Raw genomic sequence first — 15,868 nt, forward strand, 5'->3', positions numbered from 1 at the left:
GCGTGCTCAAGCGCAGGCAAAGGTTCCACATCCGGTAACGAACTTCACACAAGCCACCGCATCTGGAAACCCGATGCGCACGCAGGTGGTCTTCAATACGGTACGGGTTCGCAGCAGGCGCGCCCGACCGTACAGCTCACCCAAGGAGAACTCCGCATGACAAAAACACTCGCGCTTCTGCTGGCCGCCTCGGCCATCCTGGCCGGTTGCGTGGTCGCCCCCTACGACCGCGGGCCGCCCCCGCGCGGCCATGGCTACGACCGCGACCGCGACGGCGTGCCGAACCGCTATGACCGCGATCGCGACAACGACGGCGTGCCCAATCGCTACGACCGCCAGCCGAACAACCCCTACCGCAACTGACGCCCCAGGCCGGCGCAAAAAAAAAGACCGCGAGGCGCGCAGCCCCGCGGTCTTTTCCTTTTCCTTGTGCGCCTTGGGTGTACTCAGGTGGCGCGGCGCGCCATCAACGCCCACAGGCCCGCCGCGCTCAGCAGCGAGCCGCCCGCCAGGTGAAAGCGCCGCTGCGCGCGCGGCGAGGCGAGCAGCCGGCCGGCCGAACTCGCGAACACCGCGTAGAGCGTGGCATTGAGCGTCGCCAGCGCCACGAAGGTCAGGGCCAGCACCCACATCTGGTGCGACACGTCGGCGCCCGGGCGGATGAACTGCGGCAGGAAGGCCACGAAGAACACGATGCCCTTGGGGTTCAGCGCCGTCACCAGGTAGGTGTTGGCGAACAGGCGCCAGCGCGAGGCGGGCGCGGCCGGCGCGGCGACCTCGGTGGACGAGATGCCGGCGCGCAGCAGCTTGATGCCCAGGTACAGCAGGTACAGCCCGCCGACCCACTTCACCACCGTGAACCAGAACGCCGAGGTGGCCAGCAATGCGCCCAGGCCCAGCAGCGACACCACCAGCGCGGTCGAGTCGCCCAGCGCCACGGCGGCCACCAGCGGCACGTTGGCGCGGCGGCCGTGCGACATCGAATAGCTGATCACCGTGAGGATGGTCGGCCCCGGAATGATGAGGAGCAGCGCAGAGGCGGCGACGAAGGCGAGCCAGAGTTCGATGGGCATGGGGACGGATGCTCCTGGTGGTGTGGGATGAAAGGGCGGTGCGCCGTTCAGCGCGGGAACGAGGTCTTTTTCATGCGTCCGATGTCGACGCGGGTGCGCCGAAACGCAGCGCGGACCGTGCCTTGGCGCGCTCGGCCTCGATGGCGCGGTCGCGCGGCTCGGCCGTGGTCACCAGCGATGCGATCAGCCGCCCGGCCGTGGCAGCCACCTCGTCCACGGCGCGCTCGAAGGCCTGCTCGTTGGCGCGCGAGGGCACGCTGAAGCCGCTGAGCTTGCGCACGAACTGCAGGGCGGCGGCGCGGATTTCCTGCTCGGTGGCAGGGGGCTCGAAGTTGTAGAGGGTCTTGATGCTGCGGCACATGGCGGATGCTCCGGTCAGACGCGGCGCAGGGGCCGCGCGGCCAGTCTAGCGAAACAGCGTCTTTCTTGTTGCGCAGCACCCGCCGGGGAAGGCCTGCCGCAGGCCCGGGACACCCCGCTCAGTTGCCTTCGTAGAAGAACTCTTCGCGCACGATCTTGCCGTCCTTGACCGTGTACAGCGCCATTTCTTCCATCGTGAAACGCTGGCCCGTGGGCTTCACCGTCACGTCAAAGCGAAAGCCGATGATGAAGCGGTCGTCGTGCGGCCAGGGGCCGGCCACCTGGAACGAATGCACCTCGTGGTTGGCGACCCACCATTCGCCCTTGGCGCGGATCGCCGACAGGCCCACCGACTCGCGCGACATGCCGGGCGGCGCGCTGGCCTCGACGCTGACGGCCTCGGGCGCGTAGAGCGCCTGGGCTTCGTCGTTTTTCCCTGCTTTGCACAGCGCCACGAGCTTCGCGGCGATTTCCTGGGTGTTCATGCATTGCTCCAGTGAGTTTGGGGGGATGACCGGAGGCGCAGTGTAGGCCCGCGCACCGCGCGGCGTCGACAGCCGTTTATCGCGCAGGGGCGTTGAGCGTGCGCAGGCTGTCCACGCCCTCCGGCGAGAGCCACAGCAGCGTGTTCAGGTAGGTCTCGATGCGGTCGACCAGCGCGCTGCGCGGGCCCTCGCGCCATTCGGTGGAACCGTAGAACGCCGCCTGCTCGGCCTCCAGCGCCTCGCGGCTCGCGTAGGCGCGCACGAGGTGATAGCTCTCTTCCTCGTGGTCCGACCTGCCGTAGCTCACCACGTCCATGCCCTTGCTGCGCAGCATGGGCACCGCACGTTCATGCATCGCGCGGTGGAAGTCGTCGAGGGTGCCGGGTTTGAGGCGGTAGGTGCGGATTTCGAGCAGGCGGGTCATGAGGGCGGCCTTTCGCTGCGGCGTGGGTTACGCGTAGAGAAACGTAACCACCGTGAAATACAGAACCAGGAGACATGCCAGGATGCCCTTGGCGTTCTTCGTGACGAAATCAATGTAGCGTGACATGGCCTCGTCGGTGAGCCGAGCCTGCAGTGCATGTTCTGCGGGCAGAACAGCACGCAGCAGATAGCCGCCGAAGAAGATGATGGCCACGAGCACGACCATGAGGAGCAGTGGCAGAAGGAGGACCATGAGGGCTGGAGGATATCCCCCGTTCGATCACAAGGGGGTGAAAAACGGTCCCGCTACGGGCCGTTGTTCTTCAGGCTGCTGATGGGGCACGCGCCGCTCGATGCGGGCTTTGTCGAGGGACTGATCGGCAGCCTGCTTGTCGGACTTGGCACGAACTCCGCTGGCAGCAAGCGCAAGCCTGCGGCACCTACTGCCGCAACGCGTGCGTCACGGAGCAAGGCGGCCTGAGTCGGTGTTCACGGGGGCGGTGGGCGGCGGGTGCCGAAGACGTACTGCGCGACCCATTCCGCCTGCTCCGATGTATCGGGCATCTCGATGCCCCGGGAGCGGCTCAGCAGGTGGAAGATGTTCTGGCCCGGAACGCCGAGCCCGTGGAGCAGGCTGCCCGCGATGAGGCCCGTGCGGCCGATGCCTGCGCGGCAGTGAATGGCGATGGCTTTTCCGCTCGCCAGTTCGACGCCCAGTTCGGCAATGAGGGCCGCCGCGTCCCGTTGCGATGCCGGGATGCCGCGGTCCGGAATCGGGAAATGCCGGAACACGATCCCATGCTCGGCGCAGAGCGCAGGCTCTTCCTGGAGTTCAAGTTCCCTGATTTCCTGCGCCTCGAGCAAGGAGACCACGGTGTTCAGCGAGGCACGCTGCCAGGACACCACTTCTTCGCGCAGCGAGTCGCCGCCGCGCGGGCGTGCCATCAGGCCCAGCCGATGTGGCGGGATGCCGCGGACCCAGTGGATGGTGGTCTCGAACATGGCCTCTGGGTTTGGTAGCCGATCGAATCGGGCGGTGCTTCTCAGGTGAAAACAATCGCCGTCTTGTGCGCAATGCTCAACCGCGCCGATTCATACAGCAGCAGCCACGATTCGATCTCCCGGTAGAGGCCTTCGTCCTCTCCCATGCTGTCGCCGAGCCGCGCGGCTTCCTCGTCCGACAGCTCGCCATCCGAGAGCGTGATGCCGAGCGCGGGAGCCACCAGCACCAGTTCTTCGAGCAGGCGGTATGACGAGCCGAGCATGCCGCCGGGCAGGTCGGTCTCGTCTTCCTCGGCAAAGATCACTTCCTGGAAGTCGACCGGCAGGTAGAAGCCTTCCGCGTCGGAGTGGCACAGAAGATGGCTTTCGAACATGTGGGCCACGTCTTCGAGCGTTTCGTCTTCCGTGGGATCGGTGTCTTCCGGCAGCGGTGTGGCCATCCAGCCGGGCGTCGTGACGCGGTGCGCGTAGGCGCGGCGCAGGTAGTGGATGAACGAGTAAGGCAGGCCGTCGAGCGGCGCGCGGGATTCGAGTGGCGGCAAGGTGCGAGGCTCGACGTGCGGCGGCAGGCCGGCTTCGGCGAGCTTGCGGTTCGCGGCGGCGAAATCTGCCTCGAAGTGTTCGACGCTCTCGGGATCGTTCTCGATCAGGTCGGCGAGGATGCCGACGCAAATGGCCAGGCCCATGGGGTTCTCCAGGTTGTGGGTTCGCCGCGATGGTGACGAGGACCGGTGAAGGCGGGATGACGGCCCGCCTTCACCGTCGTTGCCCCGTTACTTCGCCGCCTCCACCTTCACCCGCGCATTCGGCGTCTCGCCGAACATCTCGGGCGCATACATCGCTTCCACGCGGCTGGGCGGCAGCGCGAAGTCGCCGACGTTGTTCAGGCGCACGGTGTACTCCAGCTTCATCACGCCCTTGGCCATGTACGCGTAGTAGCTGCGGAAGGCCTCGAAGCTGCGTTCTTCGAACGCCGGCAAGGAACCGCTCCGCTTCTCGCCCTGCGCGGCGATCTCCGAGTCGCGGCCCAGGCCGCTGCCCAGGATGGTGGCGCCGCCCGGGATCGGGTCGCTGATCACGACCCAGGTCATGTCGGTGCTGGCGTTGACCTCGATGTTCACGCGCAGCACGTCGCCGCGCGTGTACTTGCCGGCCACGGCCTGCTCGACCGGCGTGATGGTCTTCTTGAGCGCGTAGCCCGCTGCGAACGGCGCCTTCAACTGCACGGCGGCCAGCGACTGCAGCGTGAGCCACGGCTTGCCGGTGCCCTGCTGCGTCAGCAGCAGCGTGTCGCGCGCGGGGGCGCCCGAAGGCGAGGCGGCCCACGGCAGGAACATGGTGTTGTTGCGCAGGTTGCCCGGCGAGGCGGGCGCGCCGAACATGGTGGTCTGGTTCGGGGCGCCGGACGGGTCGCTGGCCTTCACGCGTTCGACCTTGCTCCAGTCGATCTGCGCCTTCGCCGCGCCCAGCGTGGCGGCCGTGACGCCGGTCACCGGGTTGCTCTCGAACACCTTGCTGAACTTCTCCAGCGCGAGCCCGCCCCACAGGTTGGCGGTGGTGGTGTGCCAGGCGCCGTTCTGCTGGCGGCCGATGAAGCCGTTGGCGAGCTTGCCGATGTCGTCCTTCCAGGCGGGGTCTTCCATCACCGTGAGCAGCAGGCGCGCGGTGTTGACGTCGCCGTTGGTCATGAGCCACCACCAGTAGTCGTCCTGCTCGGTGCTGAAGATGAGCTTGGTGCCCTGGTACGAGAGGCGCGCCTTCAGCACGTTGTTGGCTTCGTCCAGGCGCTGCTGGCGCTGCGGCACGTCGTTCACGCGCTTGAGGATGTTGAGCCAGTCGATCACCGCGCTGGTGGGCCACTGGTTCGGCGCAATGGTGATGCTGCCCAGCATGCTGCCCTTGGCCTTGCCGTAGCGCGAGAGCGCTTCGAGCGCGGCGAGCTTGCGCACGTCCAGGTCCTTGCGCGGGCTCCAGAAGTCGCGCGTGACGCGGCCTTCGACGAACGCGATCAGGCCCGACTCCATCGGTGCGCGCGCGTCGTCGGCGAGCGCGAAGGCCGGGTTGAGCTGCGCCGCCTCGTGCGTGGCCGCGAGCAGGTACGACGTGAGGATGTCGCTGCCGCGGTTGGCCTCGCCGTCGCGCGGCGGGAAGTAGTTGGCGAGGCCGTCGCTGTCCAGGTAGGTGGGCAGCGTGGCCAGCACGCCCTGCCACATCTTCGCGTCGCGCAGGCCGACCGACTTGCTGGTCTTCTGTTCGAGGCAGCTGAAGGGGTAGTTGGCGAACCAGTCGCGCACGCCCGGCAGGCCTTCGGCCAGCCGGGGCTGCACCGACATCTTCAGACCGCCGCGGCCGGGCAGGGCGTCGGCGGGCGGCGCCACGTCGAGCGTGAACGGCCCGTCGATCTGCACCAGCGTGGCCTGCTGCACCGTGAGCGGCACGGCGGGCACGAGGCGCTGGCGCACCTTGAGTGCGTCGCGCGCGCCACCGACCGTGTCTTTCGCCTCGATCTCCCACAGGATGGCTTCGGCGCGCGTCTGCGCGAGCTGCGCGGGCGCGGTCACGTTCCAGGCCACTTCACGCGATTCGCCGGCCGGAATGTCGACGGTCTGCGTTTCGAGCGTGAGCAGCGTGGCGCGCGGCGTGGCTTCGACCTTCATCGGCTTCTGCGTGGTGTTGCGCAAGGTGATCTGCGCGCGGAACTGGTCGTCCTCGCGCACCAGCGGCGGCAGGCCGCTGATGATCTGCAGATCTTGCGTGGCCTGGATGCTGGCCTGGCCGGTGCCGAACAGGCTGGTGCCCGCATCGGCCACGGCCACGATCTTGAAGGTGGTGAGCGCGTCGTTCAGCGGCACCGTCACCACGGCCTGGCCGTTGGCGTCGAGCACGATCTTCGGGTTCCACACGAGCAGGGTGTCGAGCAGTTCGCGCGTCTGGCCCTTGCCGCCGCCGCCGCCCGCGGGCACGGCCTTGCGCCCGTAGTGGCGCCGGCCGACGATTTCCATCTGCGCGGTGGAGGTGCTCACGCCCCAGCTGCGGCGTTGCAGCATCGCGTTGAGCAGGTTCCAGCTGTCGTTGGGCATGAGCTCCAGCAGGGCCTGGTCGACCGCGGCCAGCGCCACTTCGGCGCCGGCGGCCGGCTTGCCGTCGGGCAGCTTGGCGGTGATGGTGACCTGCGCCTTGCTGCGGATCGGGTAGCTGGGCTTGTCGCTGGTGACGGTCACGTCGAGCTGGTGCGCGCGCGTGCCGACGCGGATCTCGGCCATGCCCAGGCGGTAGGCGGGCTTGCTCAGGTCGACCATGGCGGTGGGCGCGACGTATTCCTTGCCCTCGTACCAGAAGGCCGTCCACCACTCGCGCGGTGCCTTGAAGCCCCAGGTGAAGAAGCTGTACCACGGCACTTCGCGCAGTCGCCCGCGCAGCGCGAGCACGCTGATGTAGGCGTTCGGGCCCCACTCGGGCTTGACCTGCAGCGAGACCGTCGGGTCCTTGCCGTCGAGCTGCACCACGTGCGTCTCGATGATGCCTTCGCGTTCCACGGCCACCAGTGCGGTCGCAAAGCGGAACGGGCTGCGCACCTGGAACTTGGCGACCTCGCCGGGCTGGTAGCTCTTCTTTTCGGGCAGCACGTCGATGCGGTCGTTGTCTTCGCCGCCGAACCAGAGTTCGCCCTGCTTGGTCACGTAGACCGAGCTCACGGCGCTGGCGCTGCGGCCCTCGCTGTCGGTGGCGCTGGCCACCAGCTCGACCTCGCCGGCCTCCTTCAGTTCCGACTCGCACAGCAGCAGGCCGCGCGAGTCGCTCTTGCCGGAGCAGACGGTGCCGATGTCCTTGGTCTCGGTCTTGTTGTCGTAGGTGTAGAAGCCGCCCACCATGCGCTTGCGGCTGGTGGTGGTGATGCGCGCCACGGCGCGCACGTTGAGCGTCACGCCGGCCTGGGGCTTGCCCGTGAGGTCGAGCGCGAGCGCCTGGAACTTGAGCTTCTGGCTGGTCGAGACCCAGCCTTCGGTCTTGATGCCGGCAATGACGGAGGCGGGCCACAGCGTCTGTGTGCTGCGAATGGTCTGCACCTCGCCGTTCGGGTCGGCATACGTGGCTTCGAGCAGCAGCTCGCGCGCGGCCTTCACCTTGGGCACCTTGTCGATCGTGACCTTGCCGGCGCCGTCCTTGTTCAGCGTGAGCGGCAGCTTGTCGGCGATCACGCGGGTGTCGTTCACGCTGTTGAGGTCTTCTTCGCCGGCGCTGGTGTCGGCGGCGGTGGCGGCTTCGCTGCCGTCGCCCTGGGCGCGCGGCGGGTTGAAGCTGAAGGCGTCGTAGTCGGAAAAGCTCAGGCCCTTGCCGCGCACCATGGCCGACACGCGCACCGGCAGGTTGGCGGCGCCGCCGCCGGCCACGTAGTTGATCTGCACGTCGGTGGGCACGCTCGTGGCGGCCACCAGCGGCTTCTTCTCGGTGGGCGCGATGCGGCCTTCGAGCACCGGCAGGCGGAACTCCTCGACGCGGAACATGCCGGTCGAGAAGGTGCGGTTGATGCCCTCGTCGCTGGTGCCGTCGCCGGAGCGCAGCTCGACCTGGTACACGCCGAGCTTGGCGGCCGGCGGAATGGCAAAACTGTTCTCGGCGCTCAGGCCGCCGGTGGCGGTCTTGCGCCAGGCCAGCGGCTGCGTGAAGCGCTGGCCGCTGCCCATGTGGGTGACGACCAGCGTGTCGGGCCGGTCTGCCGGCAGGCCGAAGCCCTTGCTGGTCTGCGTGCGCAGCAGGCTCTTCATCGACACCGTCTCGCCGGCGCGCAGCAGCGTGCGGTCGAAGATGGTGTGGGCGATGCCGTCGGGGCGCACGTCCAGGCTGGTGGGCACGTTGAAGCGCCACGGCTCGATGCCGCGCTGCCAGTCGCTCCAGGTGAAGGCGAGGTCTTCCACGCCCTTGTCGTCCTTGGCGCGCGCGCTCACGAACCAGGCGCTGGTTTCGTACTCGTTCGGGCCGTTGCAGCTCGGTGCGTCGGGCGACACGCCGTTGAGCATCACGATGCCGCTGGCGTCGGTGGTGCCGGTGGCCACGGCCTTGCCGTCGCAGCTGGACACGCGCACCTCGGCGCCCGCCACCACCTTGCCCTTGTCGAGCGTGGTGACCCAGGCCATCGAGTTCTCGCGGCCCAGCTTGAAGTGCACCGCCAGGTTGGTGGCCAGCGCGGTGGTGCGCACGTACATCGTGCGGCCGGCGTTGTAGCGCTCGTCGAGCAGGGCTTCGCCGAGTTTCTGCGAAGCGATTTCAAGCACGTGGAAGCCCGGCGTCAGCGGGATGCCGATGACTTCGAAGGGGCGCGGGTCGCTGCTCTCGGCCTTGGGCATGTCGAGCGCCTTCACGCCCGGCTGGCCGCCGAGCAGCGACAGCATGCGGGTCTGCACGTGCGAGCGCTCGTTCTTGTCGATCACCGGGGGCAGGGCGCCCTTCACGTCGCGGCGCGCGGTGTCGCGGCTGACGGAGTAGCTGTCGTAGCGGCGCACCTTGCGGTACCACGCGATGATCTCGGCGTCGGTCTTCGGGTTGAGGTCGCTCACCTTGCCGGGCGTGAGCGCCTGCACCATGAGCTGCGGCTCCACGCGGCGCACCGTGACCGGCATCATGGCCGGGGTGTCGGGTTCGGCCAGCCGCTCGATCACGCCGAAGGGCGAGGCCGCGAACTTGGCCAGCGGCGGCATCGCGCCGGTCGCCACCTTCAGCGGAAAGCTGCCGGGCGTGCCCAGCGGGCGGCCCGAGGCGTCCTGGAAGCCGGAAGGCAGTTCGATGCTGAACTGCGCGCTCTCGGCCAGCGGCGGGCCGAAGCTTGCGCTGTTGACCACGTCGTCGTCGTTCTGCGTGCCGCCGTCGTTCTCCAGCTTGGCCTTGATCGTCTTGCCGTCGCCCTTGAGCTCGATCTGCGAAGCCACCTTGCGCGTCACCGGTGCGTTGAACTGCAGCTGCATCGGGCGCAGCGGCAGGCAGGCGGCCTGCGCGTTCTCGCGCTCGCAGCTGAACGACACCGCGAAGGGCTCGCGCACCTGGTAATCGAAACGGCGTTCCGTGGCGTTGGCGACGCCCGACGGCGTGGCCACGCCCTTGCCGTAGACGACCTGCACCTTGGCGCCCGGCGTGAGCGTGCGGTTGCACTGCATCGTGATGAAGCGCAGCGGATCCTTGGTGGCCTCCTTCTCACGGTGGAAGGCCTTGAGCAGTCCGGTGCGCGCCTCGCCCTCGAGCAGCTTGGCCGGAATGCGTTCGCCGACGCCGTCGGCCGCGCACCACACGTTCTGGCGCACGCTCTCGAGCGTGGCCGCGCCGTTGAGCTCAAGCAGGAACATCTGCTGTTCGTCGATGCGCTCATAGGTGCTCGGCAACTGGTTGCGCACGAACGGGCCGCCGCTATTGAATTGATAGCGTTCGGGGCCAGTGAGCTCGCCACCGCCGGCTGGCTTGAAGGTGGGAATGCGGGTGACCGAGCAGCGCACGCCGGGCGGCAGGTCGTTCTCGAAGTCGTAGACCCAGGCCTTGGCGTCGGTCCAGCGGCCGGTGCCCTTGCCGGCCTGCGCGTCGGAGCAGCTCACGGTGAGCGGGGCGGGCGCCTTGGGGTCGCCGAAGTTGATCGCGGCCTGATCGAATTTGGCGACGACCTGGCGCACGCGCGCCACTTCGCCCTGCGGGGTCAGGCTGGTGATCTGAAGTGCATGGCCCGGGCCCGCCGCGAGCGTGCCGGCGGCCAGTAGCAATGTCGGAATGAAACGGTTCACGGAATTCTCCACCTTGAGGCAGCGCGCAGCGTAGCCGATTTGCATGGCGCTTCGGGAGTGCCAAGCGTCATAGGCCGCCCGTGTTTTGAGTGCGCGTTCTGTTGACGTACGCCGGTCTTCTTACAATCGCTGACGTCGTGCGTGCGCTGCGCAGACCGCCACCAAGACCTCGCCGCCGACCGAATGAAACGCTACTGGGAAATAGACGCCTTGCGCGGGCTGATGCTCGTGCTGATGACCGTCACCCACCTGCCCACGCGGCTGACCGATCCGCTGGGTCAACCTTTTGGCTTCGTGTCGGCCGCCGAGGGCTTCGTCTTGCTGTCGGCCTTCGTGGCGGGGCTGGTCTACAGCCGCATCGGCCACGTGCGCGGGGTCGACTCGATGCGCCAGGCCTTCTGGCGGCGCGTGCTCAAGGTCTACCTGTGCCAGGCGGCGATCCTGCTCTTCCTGTTCACGGTGATTGCGGCGCTCGGCGTGCACATCGACCAGCCGGCGGTGAAGAACCTCGTGTCGTACTACCTGGCGGAGCCGCGCGACGGCTTCCTGTTCGGGCTGCTGCTGATCTACGAGCCGCCGCTGCTGGACATCCTGCCGATGTACATCTTCTTCATGCTCATGAGCCCTTGGGTGCTGGCTTTTGCCATGCGCCACGGCTGGACGCTCGTGATGGTGGCCAGCGCCACGGTCTGGGCGATGGCGCAGTTCGGGCTCAGCGAATGGGTCTACGGGCTGGCCGTGCGCTACCTCGGCATGCCGGTGCCGTTCCACGAGATGGGCGCCTTCAACACCTACGCCTGGCAGTTCCTGTGGTTTGCCGGCCTGTGCCTGGGTGCCAGCCGCAATGCGCCCGAGGCCCGGCCGCTGCGCTTTCCGGCCTGGCTGCTGGTGCTGGCGGCGGGCATTGCGCTCTACGGCTTCTACTGGCGCCACACGGGCATCAACGGCCAGGCGCCGTACGGTGGCGATGTGGAAATGAACCTGCTGTTCGACAAGTGGCAGCTCGGCCCGCTGCGGATCGTGAACCTGGTGGCGCTGGGCATTTTGGCGGTGCGCTTCGGGCCGTGGCTCATGCGCAAGATTCCGCGCCTGCACTGGCTCGAAGCCATGGGCTCGGCCTCACTGCCGGTGTTCTGCGCGCACCTCGTGGCGGTGCTGCTGGTGCTGGCCTTCTACGGCGACAACCAGATGGCGCGGCCCTGGTGGGGCGACGGCCTGCTGCTGGCGGCAGTGTTCGCGGGGATGTACTTCGTGGCGCGCCGCACGCGCGGCGCCGACGTGCCGCCGCCGGCGGACGATGTGCCTTCGGAGCCTGCGCCGGCGTAGGTTGTGGCTGAGGCGCCACTCGATTTTTTTGAGAAGAGGGAGAGGGCGATGATCGATTCCGTTGTTTGGAAACGTGCACTGTTGGCCTGCGTGCTGACGTGGGGCGCCGTGGCGCACTCGGCGCTGCCTGAGGCGGCGCAGCAGGAGGTGCTGCGGCGGCTGGATTGCTATGCCGTGGCGAACCCGTCGACCTGCGAAATCGCACTCGCCGACAGCGGCACCCCGTTCGGCCGTGTGTTCCGCGGCTCGGCGCTCATGATGGGCGTGGAGGTCGATGCGGCGACCCGCGCCCGCGCGATGGAAGACCTTCGCTCGGCGGCGGCAGAAGGCTATACGCCCGCTTATGAATCCCTCGCGGTCTTCCTCGGGCGCGGTGCGGGTCGAAGCGAGAGCCTGCAGTGGCGCTGGCTGGCTGCTGACAATGGCGACGCCGCAGCGGCGAAACAACTGAGCGGGCGTATCGGCTTCGACGGGACAGACCGCCAATCGGCAGCCGACCGGATGTTCCTGTCGTGGGTTTACTGCCACCCCGCATCGTTCGACAGCGATGGTCCCGTGATGAGCGAATTGAACACGGCGCGCAAGGCCGCACCGGGCGCAGACCTGGCGCAGGTGATCGCCCAGGTCCACGCGAAGCGGCTCAACGAAGGCAAGGCGAAGGCCGAGAACTTCCTGGGTGGCTGCGTGGCGGGCGCCTACTACCTGGGCAGCCTGTCGCCCGACGACCAGGCCTGGGTGCGCAAGACGGTGCGTGCGCGCATGGTGCAGACGCTGAAGAACATCAAAGAGGCGGTGCGCAAGTTCCCCGACCTGGAGCTGCTCACGCTCCCCGAATACCAGGACCTGCTGCCGCCGCCCTGATCAGGGCGCGTTCGAAGGCGAGGTCGGCACCGAAGGCGGCATCGGAAGATGCGGCGCCACCACCGACTGCCACAGCCGGTAGCCCTCGTCCGTCAGGTGCAGCCGGTCGCCGCGGAACAGCTCGGGGCGCGGGCGGCCGTCGGCGCCGAGCATCGGCGTGTGGATGTCGATGTACTCGCTGTTGGGCAGCAGGTTCAGGTAGGCCGAGATCACGTGGTTGGTCTCGCGGATCTGCGGCATGAGCTGCTCGCGCGACGGGCTGGGCTTGACCGAGATGAAGCTGATGCGCACGTCGGGCAGCTCGGCGCGCACCGCGTTGGCAAAGCGCGCGAAGCTGTCGAGCACCTGCAGCGGCGTGCGGCCTTCGGCCAGGTCGTTGTCGCCCGCATAGAGCACCACCTGCCGGGGCTTGTAGCGCACCACGAGGTCGCGCGCGAACAGGGCGCAGTCGGCCAGCGTCGAGCCGCCGAAGCCGCGGTTGACGATGCCGCCCGGCACGCGGGAAAAGTCCTGCGAGAGGCGGGTCCACATGCGCACGGTCGAGCTGCCGACGAACACCACGCCGCCGGGTTGCGGAAAGCGCTCCTGGTCGGCGCGCGCGAAGGCGGCCAGTTCGTTGTGCCAGCGGGCCTTGGCGGCGAGGTACGCGGGGGCGGTGTCGGCGGCCGTCGAACCGTCGGCTTCGTAGGGGAAGGCGGCGGCCGCGGTTTGAGCCTGGGCCTGGGCGGTGAAGGCGAGGGCGGCTGCGAGCAGCAGCGCCGCCGCGCGGACGGGTTTCATCGAGGGCATCGAACGGACAGCAGACAGGAAATTCAGGACAGGATCAGAGCGTTTTTTCGATCAGCGGGCCATGGAACAGCACCGGCCCCGTCGGGCCGCCCGCGCTCGGGACGCCGCCCTTGGGCTCCAGGCTGATCGCCAGCGCCGGCACGCGCACATCGGATTCCGAGGCGGCCAGCCGCAGCGCCGGTGCATTGTCCAGCACGCCGAGCGAGCGCGGCGCGCCGCCGGGCGGCAGGGCCCACAGCTGCAGCGACTTGTCGGTGCCTTCGCGGAAGTTGCCCACGCGCTGCAGCACGAGTTGCTTCTTCTTCGGGTCGAAGGTCACGAGCATGGAGGCGGCGGCCTTGTCGTCGGACAGCACGGCCACGTACTGCACGGCGGGCGCGTTGATCAGTTGCTCGCGCAGGTTCAGGCCCACGCCCACGGCCAGCACGGCCACGAGCGCGCCGGCCGCGGCGGCGCCGCGCCACAGCGCGAGGCTGCGCAGCCAGCCACCGGTCGATGGGGCCGTGGGCGTGGTGAGGGGCGTGGCGGCGGCGCGCTGCCGTTCGAGGGCGTGCTGCGCCTGCTCGGCGTCGATCAGGTTGCGGATGCGGGTCCAGACGGCCGGGTCGGGCGTGACCGGCTGCTGCAGCTCGGTCATGCCGGCCAACCGGCCCTGCCAGACCAGCGCGGCGGCGCGCACGGGCGCCTGGTCGCGCGCCAGGGTTTCGAAGCGGCGGCGGGCGCCGCCGCGCAGCGTGCCGAGCGCATGGCTGGCGGCCAGCAGCTCGAGAAGTTCGGGATGGGCAAGGAGGTTCATGGGGCGGTCCTCGGGGTCAGGCGAAACGGCCCATGCAGGTGCGCAGCTTGTCGAGCCCGCGCCGGATCCAGGTCTTCACGGTGCCCAGTGGCAGCTTGAGCTGTTCGGCCAGCTCGCTGTGGCTCATCTCGCGCAGGTAGGCCAGGCTGACCACCTCGCGCTGGCGGCCCTCGAGCTGGCTCAGGCACTGGTGCAGCGCCCAGGCCTGCTCGCTCGCATCGGCCATGTCGGCCGGGTTGGGCGTGTCGGATTCGAAGGTGTCGGCCATCAGCTCGTCGAATTCCTGCGTGAGCTGGGCGCGGTCGGCGGTGCGGCGGCGCAGCAGGTCGAGCGAGCGGCTGCGCACGATGAGCCCCAGCCAGGCCAGCGGCGGACTCAGCGAGGCGCGGTAGTCGCCGGCCACGCGCCAGACGGTGAGGAAGGACTCCTGCAACACGTCTTCGGCCCATTCGCGCTGGCGCACCACGCGCATCGCCAGGCCCATGAGGCGGGGCGAGGTGCGGTCGTACAGCTGTCGCAGGGCGGCTTCGTCGCGATGGCCGATCCGGTCGATCAGCGCCATCAGTTCGGCGTCGGGGCTGGGTGCGGTCATCCGCGGATTGTGGGGCATCGGTGCGCATGCCCAAGGTACGGCCCGGCGGCGTCGGCGGATTCAGCGCGACCGGTCTGAATCCAACGGGCGTCGGGCTGCGTACACGAGGCAGGGGGCGTCGACATGCACAACTCCAGACGGCGGCTCTTTCTTTTTCACCACCCATCAGATACCGAGGAAACGACCATGCACATCCGCACCCTGACCGTCCTGGCTTCCACCGCAGCGGCGCTTGGCCTGGCCGCCTGTTCCGGCATGGGCGCCAAGCCCATGCCGATGTTTTCGCAGGCCAGCCTGCCCGACGCCGTGAAGGTGCCCGCCGGCCATCGCGTGGCCATGGAAACCGTGGGCGCGGGCGACATCACCTACGAATGCCGCGCCAAGGCCAACACGCCGGGCGAGCACGAGTGGGTCTTCGTCGGCCCCGACGCCAAACTGATGGACCGCGCCGGCAAGCAGGTCGGCACGTACTACGGCCCGCCCGCCACCTGGGAGAACGCCGACGGCTCGAAGGTCACGGCCACGCAGGTGGCGGTGGCGCCGAACGGCACCGGCAACATCCCCCACCAGCTGGTGAAGGCCAACCCCGCCACCGGCATGGGCGCCATGCAGGGCGTGAGCTACATCCAGCGCGTCGCCACGCAGGGCGGCGTGGCCCCGGCCGCCGCCTGTGGCGCCACGAACATGGGCCAGAAACAGGTCGTGAAGTACCAGGCCGACTACATCTTCTACCGCGCAAGCTGAAGCGGTAAGAGCCCCCGTCCCGCCGCCGTTTGGAAACATTCGGCAACGTATACTGCGCCGCAAAACGGAGCGGGACCGCGTGCGCGCGGGGGCGGGAATGAAGCAAATTGCGATCGTGATCGCGCTCTGCGTGGGCGCGTGGTTCTTCTTTGTCGGCGGCCGCAAGCTCGACGAGGCGATGGTGCGCGACTACTACCAGAAGGAAGCCCACGACGTGTACGCGCGCGACGCCGACGCGCTGTGCAAGCGGCTGAGCCGCAAGGCCGTCATCGAGGGCAAGGTCACGGCGATGGGCCGCACCGTCGAGAGCAGCCAGACCCGCGACGAAGCCTGCGAGACGATGAAGACGAACCTCGAGCTGTTTCGCACCGTCGGCGACCGCATGGGCGGCATCCTCACCATCGAGTACGACTACCACATCGACAACATCGAGGTGGCCACCGACCGCAAGAGCGCCACCGTCTCGGGCACCAGCGTGCTGAAGATGGGCGAGTCGGTGCTGCAGTACAAGAGCAATTTCACCCAGCGCCTGGAGCGCGAACTCGGCCAGATGCGCCTCGTGCATTCCAACGGCGTCACCGTGGTGCGCCTGGGCGGCGCAGGCGCGATGAGCCAGAGCGATTTCTTCCGCAAGTAGCCGCCGCAGCCGCAGAACA

Annotated in this window: 16 protein-coding genes; 5 read left to right on the plus strand and 11 right to left on the minus strand. The window is 68.5% G+C overall.

Annotation, left to right across the window (positions count from 1 at the left end; all coding sequences use genetic code 11):
- The first annotated feature begins 156 nt into the window (after positions 1-156).
- Positions 157-363: a hypothetical protein gene (locus CLU95_RS21725; protein ID WP_099795508.1), complete on the plus strand. Its 207-nt coding sequence runs from the start codon at positions 157-159 to the stop codon at positions 361-363.
- A gap of 83 nt (positions 364-446) precedes the next feature.
- Here CLU95_RS21725 and CLU95_RS21730 read toward each other — a convergent pair whose 3' ends face one another.
- From CLU95_RS21730 to CLU95_RS21765, 8 genes are all read right to left on the minus strand, one after another.
- Positions 447-1,073: a LysE family translocator gene (locus CLU95_RS21730; RefSeq protein ID WP_099795509.1), complete on the minus strand. Its 627-nt coding sequence runs from the start codon at positions 1,071-1,073 to the stop codon at positions 447-449.
- A 70-nt stretch (positions 1,074-1,143) separates the two neighbouring features.
- Positions 1,144-1,434 (minus strand): DUF2277 domain-containing protein, encoded by a 291-nt coding sequence (locus tag CLU95_RS21735; protein ID WP_099795510.1) that lies wholly within the window; start codon positions 1,432-1,434, stop codon positions 1,144-1,146.
- 118 nt (positions 1,435-1,552) lie between these two features.
- Positions 1,553-1,918, minus strand: a complete 366-nt coding sequence (locus CLU95_RS21740) for a nuclear transport factor 2 family protein (RefSeq protein ID WP_099795511.1) — start codon at positions 1,916-1,918, stop codon at positions 1,553-1,555.
- 76 nt (positions 1,919-1,994) lie between these two features.
- The gene (locus CLU95_RS21745; protein ID WP_099795512.1) at positions 1,995-2,342 is read right to left on the minus strand and encodes an NIPSNAP family protein; all 348 of its coding nucleotides are present in this window, start codon (positions 2,340-2,342) and stop codon (positions 1,995-1,997) included.
- Between the two features lie 27 nt (positions 2,343-2,369).
- The gene (locus CLU95_RS21750) at positions 2,370-2,567 is read right to left on the minus strand and encodes a hypothetical protein (RefSeq protein WP_143606032.1); all 198 of its coding nucleotides are present in this window, start codon (positions 2,565-2,567) and stop codon (positions 2,370-2,372) included.
- 263 nt (positions 2,568-2,830) lie between these two features.
- Positions 2,831-3,343 carry a phosphatase domain-containing putative toxin gene (locus CLU95_RS21755; RefSeq protein ID WP_099795514.1) on the minus strand — a complete coding sequence of 171 codons (513 nt, stop codon included), beginning with the start codon at positions 3,341-3,343 and terminating at the stop codon, positions 2,831-2,833.
- Between the two features lie 41 nt (positions 3,344-3,384).
- Entirely contained in the window at positions 3,385-4,029 is a 645-nt protein-coding gene (locus CLU95_RS21760) for a hypothetical protein (RefSeq protein ID WP_099795515.1), read from the minus strand.
- A gap of 87 nt (positions 4,030-4,116) precedes the next feature.
- Complete coding sequence (locus CLU95_RS21765) at positions 4,117-10,104, minus strand: alpha-2-macroglobulin family protein (RefSeq protein WP_099797423.1); 5,988 nt, start codon at positions 10,102-10,104, stop codon at positions 4,117-4,119.
- A 183-nt stretch (positions 10,105-10,287) separates the two neighbouring features.
- Here CLU95_RS21765 and opgC point away from each other — a divergent pair, with 183 nt between their 5' ends.
- Both opgC and CLU95_RS21775 read left to right on the plus strand, forming a co-directional pair.
- Positions 10,288-11,430, plus strand: a complete 1,143-nt coding sequence (gene opgC, locus CLU95_RS21770; protein ID WP_099795516.1) for an OpgC domain-containing protein — start codon at positions 10,288-10,290, stop codon at positions 11,428-11,430.
- Positions 11,431-11,478: 48 nt separating this feature from the next.
- The gene (locus tag CLU95_RS21775; RefSeq protein WP_143606033.1) at positions 11,479-12,291 is read left to right on the plus strand and encodes a hypothetical protein; all 813 of its coding nucleotides are present in this window, start codon (positions 11,479-11,481) and stop codon (positions 12,289-12,291) included.
- Here CLU95_RS21775 and CLU95_RS21780 read toward each other — a convergent pair whose 3' ends face one another.
- Genes CLU95_RS21780 through CLU95_RS21790 form a run of 3 tightly spaced genes read right to left on the minus strand, consistent with a single transcriptional unit; the run spans position 12,292 to position 14,468 of the window.
- Complete coding sequence (locus tag CLU95_RS21780; protein WP_099797424.1) at positions 12,292-13,071, minus strand: SGNH/GDSL hydrolase family protein; 780 nt, start codon at positions 13,069-13,071, stop codon at positions 12,292-12,294.
- 43 nt (positions 13,072-13,114) lie between these two features.
- Positions 13,115-13,876, minus strand: a complete 762-nt coding sequence (locus CLU95_RS21785; RefSeq protein WP_099795518.1) for an anti-sigma factor — start codon at positions 13,874-13,876, stop codon at positions 13,115-13,117.
- Between the two features lie 16 nt (positions 13,877-13,892).
- Complete coding sequence (locus tag CLU95_RS21790; RefSeq protein ID WP_257214694.1) at positions 13,893-14,468, minus strand: RNA polymerase sigma factor; 576 nt, start codon at positions 14,466-14,468, stop codon at positions 13,893-13,895.
- A gap of 186 nt (positions 14,469-14,654) precedes the next feature.
- Between CLU95_RS21790 and CLU95_RS21795 the strand changes: the two genes are divergently transcribed.
- Complete coding sequence (locus tag CLU95_RS21795) at positions 14,655-15,212, plus strand: DUF3455 domain-containing protein (protein WP_099795520.1); 558 nt, start codon at positions 14,655-14,657, stop codon at positions 15,210-15,212.
- 97 nt (positions 15,213-15,309) lie between these two features.
- On the plus strand, positions 15,310-15,849 hold the full coding sequence (locus tag CLU95_RS21800; RefSeq protein WP_099795521.1) for a hypothetical protein: 540 nt from the start codon (positions 15,310-15,312) through the stop codon (positions 15,847-15,849).
- The last annotated feature ends 19 nt before the right edge of the window (positions 15,850-15,868 follow it).

Origin of the sequence: Variovorax sp. 54 (assembly GCF_002754375.1) — a bacterium.
Classification (GTDB): domain Bacteria; phylum Pseudomonadota; class Gammaproteobacteria; order Burkholderiales; family Burkholderiaceae_C; genus Variovorax.